The organism is Echinicola strongylocentroti (assembly GCF_003260975.1).
GTDB lineage: Bacteria > Bacteroidota > Bacteroidia > Cytophagales > Cyclobacteriaceae > Echinicola > Echinicola strongylocentroti.
The window spans coordinates 2,245,479-2,264,866 of the sequence record NZ_CP030041.1 but is presented as its reverse complement, the minus strand read 5'-3'; the positions used below and the strand labels follow the sequence as shown (position 1 = coordinate 2,264,866).

At 44.9% G+C, this 19,388-nt stretch carries 16 protein-coding genes; 6 read left to right on the top strand and 10 right to left on the bottom strand.

Features of this window, described 5'->3' with window-relative positions; translation table 11 throughout:
* The first annotated feature begins 94 nt into the window (after positions 1 to 94).
* Positions 95 to 583 carry a hypothetical protein gene (locus DN752_RS08755; protein ID WP_162633176.1) on the top strand — a complete coding sequence of 163 codons (489 nt, stop codon included), beginning with the start codon at positions 95 to 97 and terminating at the stop codon, positions 581 to 583.
* A 41-nt stretch (positions 584 to 624) separates the two neighbouring features.
* Here DN752_RS08755 and DN752_RS08750 read toward each other — a convergent pair whose 3' ends face one another.
* Together DN752_RS08750 and DN752_RS08745 are read right to left on the bottom strand one after the other, a co-directional pair.
* Positions 625 to 1,035 (bottom strand): DUF779 domain-containing protein, encoded by a 411-nt coding sequence (locus DN752_RS08750; protein ID WP_112783589.1) that lies wholly within the window; start codon positions 1,033 to 1,035, stop codon positions 625 to 627.
* A 268-nt stretch (positions 1,036 to 1,303) separates the two neighbouring features.
* Entirely contained in the window at positions 1,304 to 2,833 is a 1,530-nt protein-coding gene (locus DN752_RS08745; protein WP_211324182.1) for an aldehyde dehydrogenase family protein, read from the bottom strand.
* 164 nt (positions 2,834 to 2,997) lie between these two features.
* Between DN752_RS08745 and DN752_RS08740 the strand changes: the two genes are divergently transcribed.
* Complete coding sequence (locus tag DN752_RS08740) at positions 2,998 to 3,921, top strand: helix-turn-helix domain-containing protein (RefSeq protein WP_112783587.1); 924 nt, start codon at positions 2,998 to 3,000, stop codon at positions 3,919 to 3,921.
* 67 nt (positions 3,922 to 3,988) lie between these two features.
* Here the strand turns inward: DN752_RS08740 and DN752_RS08735 are convergent, their stop codons facing one another.
* The 3 genes from DN752_RS08735 to DN752_RS08725 all read right to left on the bottom strand — a co-directional run bounded on the left by DN752_RS08735 (position 3,989) and on the right by DN752_RS08725 (position 6,727).
* Positions 3,989 to 4,507, bottom strand: coding sequence for a hypothetical protein (locus DN752_RS08735; RefSeq protein ID WP_112783586.1), 519 nt, complete (start codon positions 4,505 to 4,507; stop codon positions 3,989 to 3,991).
* 12 nt (positions 4,508 to 4,519) lie between these two features.
* Positions 4,520 to 5,584 (bottom strand): AAA family ATPase, encoded by a 1,065-nt coding sequence (locus DN752_RS08730; protein WP_162633175.1) that lies wholly within the window; start codon positions 5,582 to 5,584, stop codon positions 4,520 to 4,522.
* Positions 5,585 to 5,650: 66 nt separating this feature from the next.
* A complete protein-coding gene (locus DN752_RS08725; RefSeq protein WP_112786473.1) occupies positions 5,651 to 6,727 on the bottom strand; it encodes a Gfo/Idh/MocA family protein in 1,077 nt (358 codons plus the stop codon).
* Positions 6,728 to 7,228: 501 nt separating this feature from the next.
* Between DN752_RS08725 and DN752_RS24440 the strand changes: the two genes are divergently transcribed.
* The 3 genes from DN752_RS24440 (at position 7,229) to DN752_RS08705 (ending at position 11,571) form a co-directional block, all read left to right on the top strand.
* The gene (locus DN752_RS24440) at positions 7,229 to 7,528 is read left to right on the top strand and encodes a hypothetical protein (protein WP_162633174.1); all 300 of its coding nucleotides are present in this window, start codon (positions 7,229 to 7,231) and stop codon (positions 7,526 to 7,528) included.
* Between the two features lie 460 nt (positions 7,529 to 7,988).
* Positions 7,989 to 9,899, top strand: coding sequence for an NADP-dependent phosphogluconate dehydrogenase (gene gndA / locus DN752_RS08710; RefSeq protein WP_112783582.1), 1,911 nt, complete (start codon positions 7,989 to 7,991; stop codon positions 9,897 to 9,899).
* A gap of 124 nt (positions 9,900 to 10,023) precedes the next feature.
* Positions 10,024 to 11,571 (top strand): Ppx/GppA phosphatase family protein, encoded by a 1,548-nt coding sequence (locus DN752_RS08705; RefSeq protein ID WP_112783581.1) that lies wholly within the window; start codon positions 10,024 to 10,026, stop codon positions 11,569 to 11,571.
* Here DN752_RS08705 and DN752_RS08700 read toward each other — a convergent pair.
* The 5 genes from DN752_RS08700 to DN752_RS08680 form a co-directional block, all read right to left on the bottom strand.
* Entirely contained in the window at positions 11,543 to 12,202 is a 660-nt protein-coding gene (locus tag DN752_RS08700) for a metallophosphoesterase (protein ID WP_112783580.1), read from the bottom strand. The two genes, DN752_RS08705 and DN752_RS08700, sit on opposite strands and share 29 nt — an antisense overlap.
* Before the next feature lie 404 nt (positions 12,203 to 12,606).
* Positions 12,607 to 12,987, bottom strand: coding sequence for a DoxX family membrane protein (locus DN752_RS08695; RefSeq protein ID WP_112783579.1), 381 nt, complete (start codon positions 12,985 to 12,987; stop codon positions 12,607 to 12,609).
* 38 nt (positions 12,988 to 13,025) lie between these two features.
* Positions 13,026 to 14,057 (bottom strand): aldo/keto reductase, encoded by a 1,032-nt coding sequence (locus DN752_RS08690; protein ID WP_112783578.1) that lies wholly within the window; start codon positions 14,055 to 14,057, stop codon positions 13,026 to 13,028.
* A gap of 125 nt (positions 14,058 to 14,182) precedes the next feature.
* Entirely contained in the window at positions 14,183 to 14,629 is a 447-nt protein-coding gene (locus DN752_RS08685; RefSeq protein WP_112783577.1) for a VOC family protein, read from the bottom strand.
* Between the two features lie 241 nt (positions 14,630 to 14,870).
* Complete coding sequence (locus tag DN752_RS08680; RefSeq protein ID WP_162633173.1) at positions 14,871 to 15,725, bottom strand: alpha/beta fold hydrolase; 855 nt, start codon at positions 15,723 to 15,725, stop codon at positions 14,871 to 14,873.
* Between the two features lie 500 nt (positions 15,726 to 16,225).
* On the opposite strand from DN752_RS08680, the gene DN752_RS08675 reads away from it, so the two are divergent.
* Entirely contained in the window at positions 16,226 to 19,312 is a 3,087-nt protein-coding gene (locus tag DN752_RS08675) for a SusC/RagA family TonB-linked outer membrane protein (protein WP_112783575.1), read from the top strand.
* Positions 19,313 to 19,388: the final 76 nt, after the last annotated feature.

Genomic DNA, 19,388 nt, shown 5'->3' with positions numbered 1-19,388 from the left:
AAATACAATGATTTACAAATTGAAGGGAAGAATGCCAGTTCCCAATATAAGAATAAGATGATCACTGGGATAAAACCATGAAATCGAAATAACTATGAAAAATCTAATGTTAGTGTCATGTGTAGTTTTGTTTATCATACAATCCTGTTCAACCGATATAGAATCAGCTCCCTGCTTTAATGTTTCATATGATTATTGGATTACACTAAATAACAGTTCTGGAAATGACTTGTTGGATCCTGCAACCATTGACGGATATCGTAAGGCGGATATTTATATCTTTGAATTGGATGAGAAAGAAGATGAGCAGGTAATCCAAGAGGAAGGCCTATTTATCGAACCAGATGCGGAGTCAGGGCACTCTTATATGCTACATATTAATAATATAGGAAAAAGTAATATGGTCAGTGAAAATACCTACCAATATTATCTCAGGCTTTCACCTGATGATGTGGATACCTTAAAAGTGGAACATATGCAGAATGAATGTAGTCAATCAAATAAAGCTATATGGTATAATGGTGAGTTGGTTTTTGATGTGGTCACAATGAAAGAAATGCCGATCATTGTAACAAAGGAATAATTCTTTTCCTTGGAATGGCTGGAAGGCCCAAAGGAATCTAATCATTGAAGCGTATTCTTCCCTAGTGAAAGATCATCCAGTTCACCACTCTTTACAGGTTCGAGGTCAGCCAGTTCTTCTTTGCTGAGCAATCTGCTTCGGATGATGAATCGCTTGCCGTAAGGGATATCCAGTGAGAAACTCGCTCCACGGCCATCGGTGACATCCAGCGTCAGATGGGTATGCTTCCAATATTCGAATTGATCTTTGGACATAAAGAAATCACACTCATGGATGTTGCCCATCCAGACGTCAGAAGCTCCTGTGCGGAAGTCGCCTTTGGTATAGCACATGGGGCTGGATCCGTCACAGCAACCACCACTCTGGTGAAACATCAGCGGGCCGTGTTGTTCACGGATCTTGTCCACCAAGGCTTCTGCTTCCTTTGAGACATCTATTCGTTTATATGTCATGTTGGTTGATTTTTGTAAAGAAAAAAGGAGCCATATAGAATAGCTCCTTTTGTTCATAATAAGTCAGTTGATTAAACCCAGATTATGCGTTAGCCTATCTATTGCGGTATGAACCTACTTCAAAATCAGTCGCTTCGCTGCTGTTTTCGATTTCACCATCCGCCGCGGCGGATGCCTCAATCTCCAAACAGCCTGATTTTCTTGCAGTTTCAAACCTTCCCGATAGCTATCGGGACAGGCGATGACGATTCCTAATGCATAAACCGGGTTAAAAGAAACCGAGCTTGTTCTTGTCATAAGAAATGAGCATATTTTTGTTTTGACGGTAATGATTGAGCATCATCAGGTGGGTTTCGCGGCCAAAGCCTGATTTTTTGTACCCGCCAAAGGGTGCGTGGGCAGGGTAGGCATGATAGCAGTTGACCCAAACACGGCCTGCTTTGATCGCACGTGGTACTTGGTAGGCTTCGTGGGCATCCCTGGTCCATACGCCGGCTCCTAATCCATAAAGCGTGTCGTTGGATATCGAAATGGCGTCCTCGACATCTTTGAATGTAGTAACGGAACATACCGGGCCAAAAATTTCCTCTTGGAATACCCGCATTTTGTTATGGCCTTTTAGCAGGGTAGGCTTGACATAATAGCCATTCTCTAGGCCACTGTTCAGCTGGGCCACTCCACCACCGGTCAGTACTTCGGCTCCTTCCTGTTTTCCGATGTCGATATAGTTAAGGATTTTTTCAAACTGGTCCTTGGAAGCTTGGGCTCCCATCATGGTGGTCTTGTCCAGTGGATGGCCCATTTGGATGGCCTCAACTCTGGCGACTACTTTTTCCATAAAAGCGTCATAGATTTTTTCATGTACCAAAATCCGGCTCGGACAGGTGCAGACCTCCCCTTGGTTGAGTGCAAACATCGCGGCTCCTTCCAGGCATTTGTCCAAAAATTCGTCATCGGCATCCATTACGGATGGGAAGAAGACATTGGGGGATTTGCCGCCAAGCTCCATGGTGACAGGATTGAGGTTTTCGGAAGCATATTGCATGATCAGTCGCCCTGTGGTGGTTTCGCCCGTGAAGGCGACCTTGTCGAGTCGTGGTGATTGGGCAAGTGGCTTCCCCGCTTCAGGCCCAAATCCGTTGACTATATTGAGGACACCGGGCGGGATCAGGTCACCGATGATTTCCATCAGGATCATGATAGAGGCAGGAGTTTGTTCGGCAGGTTTGACAATAGTACAGCAGCCGGCGGCCATGGCAGGGGCCATTTTCCACGTGGCCATCAACATGGGGAAATTCCATGGGATGATTTGTCCGACGATGCCAATGGGTTCTTTGACATTGATCGAAACGGTGTGCTCGTCAAGCTCTGCGATACTGCCTTCTTCGGCCCTGATCACTCCAGCGTAATACCTGAAGTGATCGACCACCAACGCCAAGTCGGCATTGATGGTCTCTCTTACTGGTTTACCATTATCAATGGTTTCTACGGCTGCTAGGTATTCCAGTTTGTTTTCTATTCGATCTGCGATTTTGAGCATGATGTTGCTCCTCTCGGTGGCGGAGGTGCGGCTCCATGCCGGAAAAGCCTTATGGGCAGCGTCCAGTGCCAATTCGATATCAGCAGCCTTGCCACGGGCCACTTTGGTGAAGACCTGACCATCCACGGGACTGATGACATCGAAATATTCTCCGTCCACGGGAGGTACAAATTTTCCACCGATAAAATTGTCATAATGCGGTTTGAAATCAGGGCGATCCAGCAGGGTAGCTGGTTTTTCTTGGGTTATTGTACTCATGTTTATTGGTTATTTTTGGTAGAAGCATGAAGGTGGTGAATTGTCAGGATATTCTCGTTCATGATAATTTCATCTATTAGCACAATAGTCGCATTCTGGGAGAAGCCTTGGAGGCTAGGGGCTTTTTCGCTAATTTATGCTTAGAAAATCGATAAGCCCAAATCATGTTAGATGCCATAAATATTAAGGAGAAGTACAAAATCTTCAGCTCACCCACATCTGAGGTGGAGCATCGTACGGCTCATCAGGCCGATCATGCCGTTTTGAATTTATATGAGACGAGCCGCTATGCCTATAATTTTGATTTGCAATTTGATAATCCCGCGGTGGTGGCAATGATCCAGGGCAAGAAAATCATGAATTTGCGATCGGAGGCGCCATTTGAATTTTTGCCGGGGCAGTCCATCGTCATGCCGGCTTCCGAGTTGATGTATATCGATTTTCCGGAAGCGACTATAGCATCACCGACCCAATGCCTGGCGCTGGAGATCAGTGAGGGGTTTTTACGGGAAACAATGGTGTGGCTCAACGAGTATTTTCCGCGGGTGGATGATTCTTCATGGAATTGGTCAAAAGATAATTTTACCTTGCTGAACAATAAGCTTGTACAGCAAAACCTGAATTCCCTTATCCGGGTGATGGTGGACAATGATTTTGGGAAACAAATGAAAGCATCCAATACCACACGGGAGCTGATTGCCAGTTTGATGCAAACACAGGCAAGGCACTACCTGCTTCATAATTTGGATAAATTGAGTACTAGAAACAGGCTTGCCCATGTGGTAAAATACATTCGGCAGCACTTAGAGCAGCCATTGCATGTGAATCATCTGGCAAATCAGGCATGCCTGTCAAGGGCCCAGTTTTTCAGGGCCTTTCAGCGTGAATTAGGAGAGACACCTGTCCGCTTTATCAATCGTGAGCGACTGGAGCGTGCGAAAAAAGAATTGCTGTGGAAGGGAAAAAACATTACCCAGGCCTGTTATGAAAGCGGCTTTAGCAGTGTGAATTATTTTTCGAGGGTCTTTCGTCAATTTGAAGGAATGACCCCCACTGCTTGGATAGAGCAAAAGGGTAGGGGTAAATGAGACGTTGAAGAGAATCGAATCTTTCCTGTAAAACTTGCTAAGACTATTTGGGGAAAAGTACGATAAATTAACCTACAATACGATTAGGTATAAGATTGATTGCTCTTGAATGTTCTATTACACTATAATAATTGATGTCAAATAGTTTGGCATACGGAGTAAACTTACGTCGAAAAAGGTCGTTAATGTGGCTAATGGATGGCTTTTGAGAAGAAGTACAGTGTATGATAGATGTGAATTTTATTATTGTGTCATTATTGATCCTATCAGTAGTACACTTTTTTAATGTTTGTGAATAAGAATAGCTGTGTTTTATTGAAAGTAACATGTTTAAACTGTCAACAGCTTTTTTTACAAGGTTATCCGCCCTTGACCTTAAATTTTCTAATGGTGCTAAATTAGCTTTTGTAAAGTCCTTTAGCTCAAAGAGCCACAAAGTGTTTTGATCTTCATCAAACCAACATGCATCCATTTCCTTAAAACTATAAGCAGACAGTGCCTTGTAACCAGAGCAATCTTCAAACCTAAAAAAGTTGTTGTCCGAAAAGTTTAAGGTAATATTACTTTCTTCTATTTTTTCTGTCATTGATGGTGCCCATTATAATCCTAAATCTATTTTAGCTTCTTCATCTGCCATTTTAAGAGCCTCATCTGAAATTGCATTTTCAGGAAAATCTTTGTTCAATAGGTATTCTTTAGAAGTTATTGCTTGTCCTTTTTCTCGTTCGAGTACAAAACATTTTGCGTCGATTTCATCTCGGCGAGCACATAAGTGCATTTGCTTCAGAACAAAATAATTATGAGTGGCAAGAAAAATCTGGATTCCTGATTTTGCCATTAGCATCAGCATCTCCACTAATTCTCTCGTAGCTTCAGGGTGTAAAGTTGTTTCCGGTTCATCTAGGAATAAGACAGAGTTAGAGTTAAGCTGCCTATTTCTTATTAATGTGGTGAGGATGCCGATCTTTTTCACTCCTTCCGCTGTAAGGTTAATGTGAAATTCACTATGGCCTTTTTTGAAAATAAAGTCGTCATCGATTCCTTGCTCAATTTTTCCTTCGAACAAATCCTCTAATTTCTTGTTCACACCCTTTAGCTCCTCCGCTATGTTGCCTCTTTGAGTGGGGATTACCAAAGCTCTTATTAGGTCAAGATAGGTGTCGTCAAATCCTGGCATGTGTAAATTATCCCTAGTTGCCCTTATCGCTTTGAGAGGTGTTAGCACTTCCTTTGCGGGAATGAACAGACATCTGAAATTTGTGGAAATAGGGTTTATTTTGTCTTGACAATCAATAATGTTTTTGGTCGTACTATCTCCGAAGGAAAAGTAAAGTCTATCATTATAAGATAGTTTAGTGTGAGAAAACTCCATATCAACAGATAGCTTCCCTCTTTCATGTTTGCTGACAAGTTCGCCTAATCCTTTTTTTCCAGGTTGAAAAGTGTTGGAAAGCTTTTCTGATATTACCTTTTTGAAACTAATATCTTCAGTTTCGTTTTTTCTACTATATGTATCGACTCCTTTTGTGGAAGCGTATAATAATTTCAGTAAACCTGTTTTACCAGTATCATTTTTCCCAATTAAAACATTGATAGGAGCAAATTCTTTAGCCTTAAACTGAGAATAGCCCATGAAATTAATTATAGATATGGATTTTATCATGTTATTTTTCGAGATTGGTGAGTGCTTCACAGACATGAAGATAAATAAATTATTAGGAATTTCTCCTTAATTGATCTCCACTATTTCACCCGTTTTTACCGACTGATCACAGGCGAAAGCTACTTTTAGGCTGTTAATGGCATCTTCTAAGTGTTGGCTAAGGTCAATGTCGCTTTGGATGGCTTCCAGAAAGTAAGTCTGCTCCCGCAGGCAAAGGGCATTGTGGTCGGGTTCATCGGCTGTTTCTACCCATTCGTCAGGCTTGGTGAATTCATTGGCTGCATTGATGTCTGCGTGATGGATCTTGATGGATTCCGTTTTGGTATGGTCGTCCACCGAGTCAGATTTGCCGCTACCGCCAGCCTCTTTGGCGACGATAGATGCAGCACCTTTAGGCCCGAAAACATCCTTTATAAAGAAGGCAGTTTCACTGATCATGGGCCCCCATCCAGCCTCGTACCAACCGACCGAACCATCTTCAAAAGTGATTTGCAATTGGCCATAGTTATAGTTGTCATGTGGGATGTCATCAGTTAGCCGGACACCGATGGCGCTGACTTTTTTGGGTTTGGATTGGGTCATTTGGCACATGACATCGATATAGTGGACACCACAATCCACAATGGGGCTAAGGCTCTTCATGAGGTTTCTGTGCACGTCCCACATGCGGCCATGGCTTTGTTGGTTGAGGTTCATGCGCATCACCAGCGGTTTGCCGAGACCTCTGGCGATTTCTGTAAACTTTATCCAAGAAGGGTGGTGGCGAAGGATATAGCCGACCACTACTTTTTTGTTGGCTTTTTGTGCCGCTAGGACGATGCGCTCTGATCCTGCTACGGTATCTGCTAGCGGCTTTTCGATAAACACATGGCAGCCTGCATCCAGGGCCATCAGGGCATATTCTTCATGGGTGTCAGGGTAAGTGGAGATGCAGACAGCGTCAGGTTTGCACTCTTCCAATGCTTTTTCATAGCTGGAGAAAAGTGGGTAATCGGCTTTCAATTTGCTGTTCAGCTCCTTTTTACTGTCTCCCCGGGCTACCAATCCGCAGATTTTGAAGCCATCCATTTGGTGATAGGCCAGTGCGTGGGAAGCCCCCATATTGCCACAGCCGACTACTAAGATTTTTATTGGTGAGGTCATCATTAGGTTCTTTTAAGTGAAGGTTCAAATATACTAAATCGATAAAGTTTTTTCATTTTGATAACAGGTAATCTCAGGGCGAACGCATTTGAAATAGTATCCTAGGTTGAATATATATCTGCCGTTGCTATGGAATTTAGTTTCCTATGCTTTATTGGACTTTGGAAAATATGGGTTCTATATTTTTCCTTGAGCAGTTATTTTTCTTGCTAAATTCCTAGGTGGTTTTCATCCCTTTACCTTTGTTACTTTTTTGCTTCAGGTCAAAAAAGTAACCAAAAAACCCCGCCGCTGTGCATCTATTGGCCTAAAATTAAAACCTCCCCTCATGCAGGCAAACTCCTCCTTTTTAGCTGCCAACATTCTTTTAGGGCAGCATTTCGTCAAACAAGCCTGCCTTTTTGCCCACCCGCTTTTTAATTTCTTAACGCCCAATACCTGCAAGGCGGATTCAGTTAATAAGTCCCAAAAAGGTATCGCTTCCTTATTACGGCCCTTGGTATGCCTGTTTTCCAGCCGATGGTGGAGGCCGTTAAGAAAGTGAGTTGGCTCGCGTCGTGGAACAGCGAGACCCACTCACTTTTAGGCCGTAGCCATCGGGTGGAAATTAAAATGGGTGACGGATTTCGGTCGCAGGGTAAATCCATGTTCCATTTTAAAAGGCATACCACCGGCCTAGATTTTTTTCTTTCTTTTTTCATCAATAGCCTGCCCCAAAGGCTTTCGGGGGAAAAAAGGAAAAGGATAAAATCCACCAAAATGGCCAAAGCCATACAGTTAAAGTCAAATAGAAACTCCTAGCATGTGAAAACTGGGAAATAGCCTTAACTAAACGGCATTGATTCCGGGTTCAATGCGTTTGCCCTGCAGGTAATCTGATTATCCGCTTTCATGGCAGTAATAAAGTTTCTTACGGATTTCTCGGATTGTCACAGATAAACCGGGATAAAGAATCAAAAAAACCTGTGCTCATCCCTGCAATCCATGAGACATTCTTCTTATGTAAACCGTTTACTGGCAACAGTGCGGGGCTACCTAGTCGGTAATCTAAGCGTCATATAGGAGGAATTGGGGATGGGGAGCAATGCTTGGTCAGGGAGGTTTTGCGCCGCTAAAAAGGGGAGCCTTTCATTTTGTGACATTTTCGGTGCAGGTTTATAATAGTAATAATTTTTCCTGCATCTTATTTAAAGACCCAAAAAGCTTCAATTTTTAAGCATAGAGGATACTACTATTTTGAAATTATTCCATAAATTAAAGCATGATTATTTTGTTAATGGGAGTATCCGGAAGTGGAAAAACTACAATTGGCAGGATGCTCAGCAAAAAGGCTGGCCTTCCCTTTTACGATGCCGATGATTTTCATCCGAAAAAGAACGTTGAAAAAATGCAAAAGGGGGTTCCTCTAGATGATAGAGACCGGGCGCCTTGGCTGGAGAAGCTTTCTGATGAGATGGTGAAGTGGGAGGGGAATGGAGGAGCCGTGCTGGCCTGTTCGGCACTGAAAGCCGACTACCGGAAGGTCTTGCGGAGAAATGCGGTGGAGATCCATTGGTTTTTTTTGAAGGGAGATGAAGAGCTGATCGCTGAGCGTATGCAACAACGTGAAGGACACTATATGCCTCCGGCATTGCTCAGGTCTCAGCTCGAGACCTTGGAGATTCCCCGTCATGCGACCACCATTGCTATAGACCAAATACCTGAAAAAATAGTAGAAGACATTATGAGCAACTTAAAAAACAACAAAGCAGTATCCTCCTTTGGTATCATCGGTATGGGTGTCATGGGCAGTAGCCTGGCACTTAATATGGCCGAAAAGAACGTCAAGATCAGCGTGTATAACCGTACCCTCAAAGGTGTGGAGGAAGATGTGGCGAAAAAGCTGGTAGAGGCCTATCCGGAAGTAAAGGGGATTTTGCCTTTTGATAAACTGGATGAATTTGTGGAGTCCTTGGAGCAGCCCCGGAAGATCTTGATGATGATACCTGCAGGGCAGATCGTGGATCAGCAAATAGCACGGCTACTGACGTTTGTGGACAAAGGCGATGTGATCATCGACGGAGGCAATTCCTTCTTTGAGGACAGTGCCAAACGCCAGCAATACCTGCAAGGTTACGGGATTCACTTTGTAGGCATGGGGATTTCCGGTGGTCGGGCTGGGGCCAGAAAAGGACCATCACTCATGCCGGGAGGCAGCCAAGAAGGTTTTGATTTGATCAAGCCGTTTATAGAAAAAATAGCCGGAAAAGACCAGAGCGGTAGGCCTTGCCTGCACTATGTAGGCCCGGAAGGTGCTGGCCATTTTATCAAAATGGTGCACAATAGCATTGAGTACGGGGAGATGCAGGTATTGGCAGAAATGTATGCTTTTATGCGAAAAGGGCTTGGGATATCCATCGATGAAATGGTGAAGACCTTCCAAAAATGGAGCAAGGAAGGCGCTGACAGTTACTTGATGGAGGCTACGTTGGCGATTTTGGCCCATGAGAAAGACGGCGAGTTGCTATTGGATACTATCCAGGATGTGGCCGGTCAGACGGGCACAGGCGGTTGGGCGGTAAGTGCAGCTGCCAAATATGGTGTTCCCTACGCCCCTTTGACAGCAGCTGTCACTGCAAGGCTGATCTCCACCCATAAGGATGTCAGGGTTTCGATGGCACAGACCTATCCTCGTCAAGCAGGAGAAATAGACCAAAAAGAAATACTAAATGCACTAAAAGGAGCCTATCAAATGGCGCGCCTCATAAATCACGAAATAGGGTTTAGCCTGATCAAGAAAGTAGGAAATGCCGAAAACTGGGAGCTGAATTTGAGTGAAATAGCCCGTTGCTGGACGAATGGATCCATCATTCAATCCAGTTTGATGGAAAAGCTGTCCGGTGTGTTTAAGTCTTCCGATTGCCTGATGGCGTCTGCGGCACTGAAAGAGACGTTTGAAAAAGACTCCAAAGCCTTGGCAGAAATAGTCGGTGCAGGGCTCAAAGCCGGAGTCGCCATGCCGGTCATGTCCGCAGCCATTAATTATTTTTATGGAATGAGCACAGGCCAGTCTGCCGCCAATCTCGTACAGGCATTGAGGGATTGCTTTGGTGAGCATGGCTATCGCTTGATCGATGATCCTTCTGGAAAAGTACACCGTAACAAATGGATGGAAAGTAAAGCAAAAGTATAAAGTATGAGGTATTGTGGTATATAGAATTTAGCAATAGCCACATTCCAAAATGTACCAGAACCATGCCCTTTTCCCATGCCCAATTACCTAGTAAATCAATAACCGAATAACCATTAACCTTTCCATGAATTTAGCAGCTATAGATATCGGGACCAATTCCATTCACTTGGTGATCGCAGAAGTGACAAAGCACCAGACCATCAAAGTACTTATCGATGAGAAAGAGATGGTCAAGCTTGGGGTGGGGGTGTTTGCGACCAACCGGCTTTCCAAAGACGCCTATGACCGAGGTATAGAGGTGATCAAACGGTACGTACAGCTAGCAGATCAATATGGCGTGGAAGAAATCATTACCGCTGCCACGAGTGCCACTCGTGAGGCCAAAAATGGAGGTGAATTTCTCGGTAAGGTGGCGGAAGAAACGGGGTTGACACCCAAGGTGATCTCTGGTAAAGAAGAGGCGAGGCTGATTTTTCTGGCAGTGAGAAGGGCCATTGCTTTTGGGGATGAAAAAGTGCTCGTGCTGGATATAGGTGGTGGATCTACGGAAGCTACCGTCGGTGACCAAGAGGAGATTTTTTTCAAAAAAAGTATCAAACTGGGCGTGCTCAGGCTCTTGGACATGGCCGGAGGCAAAGGGACATTAGAGAACAGCGATATTGGAAAACTGGAAGAACACATTAACCTTGCGGCCGAAGAGGTGATGAAAAAAGCCGTAGAGGCGGGGTTTACCAAGGTGATCGGTACTTCGGGCACGATCAGGACACTGGGAGAAGCGGCTCATCTGGCCAGCAAAGGAAGTTCGATTACCACGGTCAATGCCGAAGTGGTAAGCACCAAAGAACTGGAAAAACTTTCCAAGAAGCTATTGGAAATGACACCCGAAAAGCGTGAAAAAGTCCCCGGAATCAGTGCCAACCGGGTGGACGCCATTCATTTGGGGAGTTTGCTTCTCGTGCGCTTACTTCAGATGGCCAAAGCAAAGGAAATCACCCTCTGCGATGCGTCGTTGCGGGAAGGATTGATTTTGGGCTATTTGGACAGCATGGGCAAGAAACAAACGGTGCTGTACCCCGAAAAGGATTTACGGTTTCGTAGTGTCATGAACTTGGCGGTGAAGTATAAGAGTGATGTGGAGCAGAAAAAGCACATTTCTTCATTGGCCCTCGCTCTTTTTGACCAGCTGGAGCCGTTACATGAGCTGGATGGATATGCCCGTGATTTATTGGATTTTGCCAGCTTTATTTTTGAAGTGGGCCATTTTATCGGTTACCCAAAATACCATAAGCATTCCCGCTATATCATAGAGCACAGTAGGCTGCGGGGATTTACCAATGAAGAGATCACCTTGCTTGGGGTGATCGTTCGTTATCACCGCAAATCAGGCCCACGAAAACGGCACAAGCGATATAAGAAACTCTCCAAAAAACAACGTAAAATGATCCAAGTGGTCGCTGGAATCCTTCGTATTGCCATTGGTCTGGACAAGACCAAAAACCAATGGGTGGAAACACTGCAATGCGAAATCAGTGATGCGGAGATCCATATACTGGTCGTAGGGGAGGAAAATCCCGATCTGGAGATATGGGATGCCATGCGCAACTGTTTTGTGCTGGAAGATGCCTTGGACAGAAAAATCCTAGTTACGTCTGAACATCCCGTTCATCAGTAGGGATGTTGATCTCCTCGATATAATTGCCATTTTCCTGTAGTTTAAGACCTGTCAGGCAGATGCCCCGGTAAGCTCCCGTATCGATGTTCCAATGCTGGCTGGCGGTGGTAAAGCTGGCGCGTCCGTTTTGCTGGGGCGTGTGGCCGATCACCTGGACTTTAGGGAGCTTTTTGAGCCTTTTCCTGTTCCAAAGAATGCCGTCCGGACTATGGACGTCATAGGGATTTAGGGCACTTTTGCCAATGCCGGCATGTGTGGCCAGCAGACTTGGGCTTTCCCATTTGAGTGGGGTGTTCCTGAGCCAGTGGAGCATGCTGTCGACGGGTATTTCCTTTGCTTCGAACTGCTGGAGGGTCTTTTGTCCGCCGTTGAAGAGCCAGCTTCCGCCGATTTTGCCATTTTCGATATGGTCAATCATCATTTGTTCGTGGTTTCCCCGTAAGAAAACCGCGTCTCCTTGGTGTTTTTTATGTAAACTTTGCGCCAGCTGGAGGACTTCCACTGAATAATTTCCCCGGTCGATCAGGTCACCGACTTGGATCAATCTTTCCTTCGCTGGGTTCCAGTGTTCCAGCAGTTGCTGGAACGTGTGATAGCATCCATGAACGTCTCCAATGATAAAGAGCTGCATAGTTGATGTGTTTTGATAAAAGTTGGTGAATTAAGGTTATTGGGCGTTTTTCAGGAGTATTACTCCTGACGTACAGGGCTTCAATTCCCTTAATTTAAGCAATTCATGATAGGGTTAATATCTTCCGAGAAAAATATTTTTTTCAAAAAAGTGCTTTTATATAATTGGAGAGGACGTTGGTTGGAGCTATTAGCTATTTATAGGTAATCAATTACTGCATTTCAGGGGTGAATTAGAAGAGAGCATATACTTGTGGCAACCCCAAAAAGAAACAGGAGAACACTGCTATGATAGAAAATTGTCATAGTAGCGCTCTCCAAGTTTATTCGTAGTCAATTTCCTCCTTAATTTAGCATTACTGGGCAATTCTGAGCGGCTGCATTGCCTTAAGGCCAGGACAGTGGTTATCGCTTCACCATTGGGAGGTATTTGTGCCAGTTCTCGGCAATGGCCCAAAGGTCTATGGCCAATACAATAAGCGCGATAATCATTCCTTCTGGGGCATACATGGCGTGGTGTAAGTTGATGCCGATGACGATCGGGAAGAGCATGATGGCCGCCAGTGCCCTGAATCTCGGAATGGCAAAAAGCACTCCGCCGACCACTTCTCCTATACCGATCAATGGAAATAGCCAGCCTATCTGCATAAATGCACCCATGACTTCCATGGTTTTTTCAGGCAAATCTTCGGGCATGGGCATGTAATTGAAGAACTTGTTCAGGCCGGAATTGACCATGAGGAGTGCATACAAAATGGCGACGACGTTTAGGATTTTGTGTCTCATAGTGGTTTATTTTGAGTTATGGATGGATGCATATATGCTCATTTTTTAGGTTTTCGGTATTCACTTTGGCGCTCGACCATCCATCCGGGATAGAGAGATGGTAGCGGGCTGACTTCGTTGATTTTTTCGAGGTCTTCGTTGCTCAAAGTCAGCTTAGTGGATTCGATGTTGGATGTTAACTGATCTTGGTTTTTTGCCCCGATGATGGTACTGGTAATGCCCTGCTGCTGCCGCACCCAAGTTAATGCCACTTGGGCAACACTTGCCCCGTGGGATTTGCTGATTTCAGCCATCACATCCACCAGGTCATAGGCTTTTTCCTTATCGATGGGAGGAAAGTCGAAATTTGCCCTTCTGGCATTATCCGATTGGCTGCCTTTGCGGGTAAATTTCCCGGTAAGAAACCCTCCGGACAGTGGGCTCCAAGGAAAAATAGCCAGCTGATGTGCCTCAGCCATGGGGACCAGTTCGTGTTCAATGTCTCTGGTCGCAGCAGAATAATGGTATTGGAGGCCAATGAACTTGTGCCAGCCGTTATACTGCGCAATGGTCTGCGCCTGTGCCACCATCCAAGCAGGCCAGTTGCAGATGGCCACATAGCGAACCTTGCCGCTATCGACGATGTCATTCAGTGAGCGGACGATTTCTTCTATAGAGGTGGCTGGATCCACGCCATGAACATATAGAATGTCAATAAAATCCAGCTGAAGGCGCTGAAGGCTCGCTTCGACGGAGTTGAAAATATGATATCGGGAGAGACCGGCACTATTGGGGTGCTCGCTCATCTTACCCATTACTTTGGTGGCAATGACCACTTCGTCACGGGGGATGGAGAGGTCCTTCAGGCCTTGGCCCAAAAGCTGCTCCGATTGTCCAAAGGAATACACATTGGCGGTATCGATGAAGTTGATCCCCGCATCGATGACCGCCCGAAGCATTTGGTTTACCTCTTTTTGCTGCAGCTGGCCGATCTGTGTCCACATCCCGGCATCTTGCCCACCAAATGTCATGGTGCCGAAGCAAAGTTCAGAAACCATTAGCCCTGTGTTGCCTACATAGTTATATTTCATGATGTAATGAAATTAGGTGAAAATTATGAAAATGTCACGAAAGATTAGAAATCGATCTACTCTTACGATAGGTAACAAATTTCATGATGTCCCTGTTCCAATATGCAGGACTTAGGTTGTTTTGGTTAAGGGGCAGGTTTTTCGCCGCAGTTAACCATCCACTGTACACCAAACTTATCAAAGCAGCTTCCGAAGTAGTCTCCCCAAAACATTTCTTGGAGATCCATCGTCACTTTTCCTCCTTCTGAGAGGGCGTCAAAGAGCCGTTTAGTTTCCTTTCGCGTGTCGGGCTGAAGGTTGATACTGACATTGTTTCCCTTGTTCAGCTGAAAGCCCATGCTTTCGGGAGAATCCGTTCCCATGAGATTATGTACACCGAGGATTTTTAGCTCCACGTGCATCACGAGGTTTTTGTCTTCATCAGCGAGGGGAGGCATGCCTTCTTGTGGTGGTACATCGCCCATCCGCATAAAGCCATCACCGAAAAATTCGCCTCCAAAGACGGACCTGTAAAAGAGAAATGCCGCTTCGGTGTCTCTTTCAAAATTCAAATAAGTGCTTACTGCTGCCATAGTGTTTAACTAAGTTTAAAATGTGAATTATAGGAATGTAGTGAAGTTATCTAAAAGTCTATGAGGCTTAGTGTTCTTTTTTCTGCCACAAAGACTCGAAGACGCAAAGGGTTTTGGTTTTTCTTTATCCATTGGGTTGAGTTTATCCAAATGAGTTGTGGCCTAAGTGGCTTGTTCCACAACACTTTTTGGGTATTTACTGATCATAATTTTATAGAACCATCTAACTTGATGTAAGGGTTTAATCTACAGCTAAGAAAGGTTGGATGAAGTCAAGGAGGTCTTCCGTTTTTTCCATTAGTGTGATATGCGTTGTGCTGGGGATGACCGCTAGGCCAGACGGTGACAAGGGTTCCATCATTCCAGTGCCTCCCCCTCCAAAAGCCCCAAATAGCTCCATGGTGTGTGTCATGTCCACACCGTCATAATCGCCTTTTATTATCAAAATCGGGCTTGGGATTGCTTTGATGTTTGATAGTCCAAGATCATAGGGCTGCTTTTCGAAGGCGATCATCTTGGACATAAAGTCACGCCAGTTGCCCGGATCTATGGCTACTTCCGCGTATATCGTCTGGATGGGAGTCCCCTCAAACTGCTCCACTGTCAAATTAGCGATGGACTCTTGGATATCCGAGGACCATCCGGTGTCCTTGAAGGCAGAGGAGATGAAAATGATCTTTCCTACTTTTTCGGGATGGGCGATGGCGGTCTGCATGGTGATAGTCCCTCCAAGGCTATATCCGATAAAATCGGCTTTTTCGATTGTTAAATAATCCAAGAGCCCAGCCACATCGTCTGCAAAATTTTCATATGAAAAAGGCCGGTCAATGTCAGCTGTTCGTCCATGACCTTGGAGTTCCAGGGCAATGACTTTGTGGGTTTTGGCGAGTTCAGGAATAAGCTGGCCGTAATTGGCAGGAATGGTCATAAAGCTCCCATGAACAAGTACCAGCGGATGGCCTTCGCCATGGATTTCATAGTATATCTTTAGACCATTTACCGGAGCGTAGCCAGATTTTGCTGCTTCGGAGGTCTGTGCAATGGTATTGGTGGTCAGACAGAAGATGAGGACGATTGTCTGGTATAGGGTCTTCATAACAGCGTTTTTTTGGAAGTACTGGATTGATTGTAGTTTCAAATTTCGCTAATACCTTTAAGTAAATAGAGGTGCTATTGCGACGGTTTGAGGGGGCGAATGCACCTCGGATCAAGCAGGAAACGATTCTTTATTTCATTGCCCAGTATATTCATGTGTAGCGGAGGCTAGCATAGGATGTTTTTTGTTGTTAAATCGATTTGGCAAGTAATATTACCCAATTGTGATCAATATTAAGAGGAGCCTATTTTTGAGTAGGGATAATTAATATAACGCTAAAATACCCGTAACTGGCCAGCGTGATATATCATTTACTTTTGGGTCGAATAAAGAAGAGCTGGATCACAAGTCTAATTGTCTGTCATTTTGATATAGAAAGGGATTTTAAAACCACACTTATAAAAGAAAGTGATGTTTCCCCTGTCGTCAAAAGGACAATGAATAAGGCAGGCTCTCTAAAATAAGCATTGAAAATTTCTTAGTACCAACACTTAAATTTTATGATTTCAAAATTACGATTTTCTAAAGTCATTTATGCCTCGGCATCCTTGGCTTTATGGGCAGGCATGTGTGCTGTCCCCCATGGCGTAACCGCCAAGGGTTTTGAAAAAGAGCTTGCTGTAAAGAGTAGCGACGTGTTTTCGGATTTAGTGCCAGTGAGAAAGGTGATCTCAGGTACTGTCAAAGACGACGAAGGTGCACCGCTACCGGGTGCTACCATTCGTGTCAAAGGAACCACCAATGGTACCGTGACTGATTTTGATGGCAAGTTTTCCATCGAAGTAGAAGAAGGTGCAGTGCTTCAGGTTTCCTTTGTAGGGTTTGTAGCGCAGGAGGTTCCTGTAAATGGCCAATCCACGTTTACCATCCAGCTGGAGGCGGATGCCACTCAACTGGACGAAATGGTCGTCGTAGGCTATGGTACCCAAAAGCGCTCGGATATTACCGGCGCCATAGGATCCGTTAAAGAAGGAGAATTTAATAAAGGTGTGATCTCTAATCCAGTAGATCTCCTGCAAGGTAAAATGGCCGGGGTAAATATCTCCTCTACCAGTGGTGAGCCAGGTGCTGCCCAAAACGTCATTATCAGGGGGGTCGGTAGCTTACGCTCTGGTACACAGCCATTGTATGTGCTGGATGGCTTCCTGCTCGACAATGCGGATACTGGGATTGCTTCTAATCCACTTAACTTCCTGAATCCAAATGATATCGAAAGTATCGATGTCCTGAAGGATGCCAGTGCCACGGCACTTTATGGTTCGAGAGCTTCCAATGGTGTGGTGGTCATCACTACCAAAAAAGGAAAATCTGGAGCAACGCAAATTAATCTATCCGCTTCTACTGCCTGGTCTTCCATGGCCAATAAAATAGATGTGTTTGGCGCTGATCAGTTTCGTGAGCAGGTAGTTGCTGTTGGGGGTGACCTTGAAGATTATGGTGGGAATACCGATTGGCAGGATGAATTGACCCAAGTAGGTCTCTCGAAAAACATCAACTTTTCGATGAGTGGTGCCAGCTCCAGTAAATTTTCCTACTTCGCTTCAGTGGGATACCAAGATCAGGAAGGTATCCTAAAGAACAGTGAATTGGAGCGTTTTTCTGGTAAGCTGAACATGAACCAGAAAGCCTTTGACGGCAGGATGAACGTAGATTATAACTTGACCGCTTCTCATACCACAAACCTACGGCCTAGCATTGGGTCTACCATCAGCGATATGTTGAGCCTGAACCCAACGGTGCCAACTTATACAGATGGTGAGCCTACTTTGCTCAAAACTAATGCACTGAACCCGCTGAAACGATACGAGCTGTACAGTGATGATGCGGCAAATAACCGGATCTTGGCGACGATCTCCCCTTCTTTTGAGATTATTGATGGCTTGACATACAAGCTGAATTTGGGGGTGGATTATTCCAGTACCAATCGTTATCAGCAGTACCGTCCGTATACGGCGGTCATTAATGAGTCCAATATCTCCGATGGTACATTGGATGAGGGAATCAGCGAAAACACCAACAAGCTAGTAGAGAATACATTGACTTATAACTGGCATAACTATAAGCATAACCTGACTTTTTTGGCAGGACATTCCTTCCAGACCTTTTTGGATGAGTACAGGTTGACATCAGCTAGGGGATTTGCCGATAATAATATCGAGCCAAGGTACCAAGACCATAACAGTACCGACGAATATCCAACCACGGTAAGCTCTTCCGCCGTTAAGAATGAGCTGCAATCCTTCTTTGCGAGGGTCAATTATACCTTTGACGAGAAGTATTTGTTTACTGGTACTTTCCGGGCTGATGGTTCTTCCAAATTTGGGGAGAACAACAGATACGGTTACTTCCCTTCCGTTGCATTGGGCTGGAACATTACCAAGGAAGATTTTATGAAAGATTCCTTTTTTGATAACCTTAAGCTACGAGCCAGCTGGGGACAAACCGGTAACCAGGAAATTCCTTCCAAAATCACCAAGGCAAGTTATTCAGAAGATAGGTTATCAGAAGGATCGAGCAGTTGGAATACTTACCCTATTGATACCGATGCCACATCATTGGAAGGTTATCCCTATGGTATCGTCTTTACCAGATTGGCCAATCCTGACCTGCAGTGGGAGGTATCCACCCAGATCGATTTCGGGATTGATTTTGCCTTCTTTGACCACAGCTTGACGGGTACCTTGGACTACTTTAACAAAGTGTCGTCAAATATCTTACTGGAAGTCGTTCCTGCCGATCCAGTAGAGCCTACACCTACTTATTGGGACAATATCGAGAATATGAAAATCCACAACAGCGGGATTGAGCTGGCCTTGGATTATGCAAGTTTAAAACGCGGAGACTTCTCTTATTCGATCGGTGGTAATGTTACTTTCATCAAGAATGAGGTAAAAGATTCCCCTTATTCGGTATTGACTACAGGAGCTGCACAAGGTGCCGGACAGACAGGTGCCACCATCAACGGCTATATCAACGGTGAGCCTATTGGTGCATTTTATATGCTGCAGTTTGACGGCATTACAGAAGATGGTGTCAATAGATTTAAGGATACCAATGGTGATGGTGAAGTACTGGACAATGACCGTACCGTGGTCGGAAGCGCTATCCCTAAAGCGATCTATGGTGCACACATGAACTTCAACTACAAGTCTTTTGACTTAGGCCTAAACTTCAATGGTTCGGCAGGAAGCAAGGTGTATAACCATACCACCATGTCCATCTTTACCAAAGCCCAGTTGGCCAGGTCCAATAACACGACGGATTTTGCGACACAGTATCCGGAAGAGTCTTTTAACAATTCCAACACGGTATCCACGCGCTTTTTGGAAGATGGGTCTTACTTCAGGCTGAACAATGCCACCTTGGGCTACAATTTGGACGCTGAAAGGATTGGATTGGGAGATGCCTTCCAGAACATCCGCATTTCCGTAACGGGTCAAAACCTGTTCGTGATCACGGATTATAGTGGGTTTGATCCAGAAGTGAACACCGGCTCCACGTCCGGAGGTATTCAGACTTTCGGGATCGACAGGTTTACTTATCCGAGAGCAAGGACTTATTCGATCAACCTGAATTTGGCTTTTTAAGCTCAGGTTGAAGTAAGTAAACGTCACTACGATTTCTGGTGCCGAAACTAGGTTCAGAAACGAATTGATCTACAAT

Excerpts from the sequence above, each read along its gene's own strand:
- DN752_RS08755 (WP_162633176.1), top strand. The coding sequence starts at position 95 with ATGAAAAATCTAATGTTAGTGTCATGTGTAGTTTTGTTTATCATACAA.
- DN752_RS08750 (WP_112783589.1), bottom strand. The coding sequence starts at position 1,035 with ATGACATATAAACGAATAGATGTCTCAAAGGAAGCAGAAGCCTTGGTG.
- DN752_RS08745 (WP_211324182.1), bottom strand. The coding sequence starts at position 2,833 with ATGAGTACAATAACCCAAGAAAAACCAGCTACCCTGCTGGATCGCCCT.
- DN752_RS08740 (WP_112783587.1), top strand. The coding sequence starts at position 2,998 with ATGTTAGATGCCATAAATATTAAGGAGAAGTACAAAATCTTCAGCTCA.
- DN752_RS08735 (WP_112783586.1), bottom strand. The coding sequence starts at position 4,507 with ATGACAGAAAAAATAGAAGAAAGTAATATTACCTTAAACTTTTCGGAC.
- DN752_RS08730 (WP_162633175.1), bottom strand. The coding sequence starts at position 5,584 with ATGATAAAATCCATATCTATAATTAATTTCATGGGCTATTCTCAGTTT.
- DN752_RS08725 (WP_112786473.1), bottom strand. The coding sequence starts at position 6,727 with ATGACCTCACCAATAAAAATCTTAGTAGTCGGCTGTGGCAATATGGGG.
- DN752_RS24440 (WP_162633174.1), top strand. The coding sequence starts at position 7,229 with ATGCCTGTTTTCCAGCCGATGGTGGAGGCCGTTAAGAAAGTGAGTTGG.
- gndA (WP_112783582.1), top strand. The coding sequence starts at position 7,989 with ATGATTATTTTGTTAATGGGAGTATCCGGAAGTGGAAAAACTACAATT.
- DN752_RS08705 (WP_112783581.1), top strand. The coding sequence starts at position 10,024 with ATGAATTTAGCAGCTATAGATATCGGGACCAATTCCATTCACTTGGTG.
- DN752_RS08700 (WP_112783580.1), bottom strand. The coding sequence starts at position 12,202 with ATGCAGCTCTTTATCATTGGAGACGTTCATGGATGCTATCACACGTTC.
- DN752_RS08695 (WP_112783579.1), bottom strand. The coding sequence starts at position 12,987 with ATGAGACACAAAATCCTAAACGTCGTCGCCATTTTGTATGCACTCCTC.
- DN752_RS08690 (WP_112783578.1), bottom strand. The coding sequence starts at position 14,057 with ATGAAATATAACTATGTAGGCAACACAGGGCTAATGGTTTCTGAACTT.
- DN752_RS08685 (WP_112783577.1), bottom strand. The coding sequence starts at position 14,629 with ATGGCAGCAGTAAGCACTTATTTGAATTTTGAAAGAGACACCGAAGCG.
- DN752_RS08680 (WP_162633173.1), bottom strand. The coding sequence starts at position 15,725 with ATGAAGACCCTATACCAGACAATCGTCCTCATCTTCTGTCTGACCACC.
- DN752_RS08675 (WP_112783575.1), top strand. The coding sequence starts at position 16,226 with ATGATTTCAAAATTACGATTTTCTAAAGTCATTTATGCCTCGGCATCC.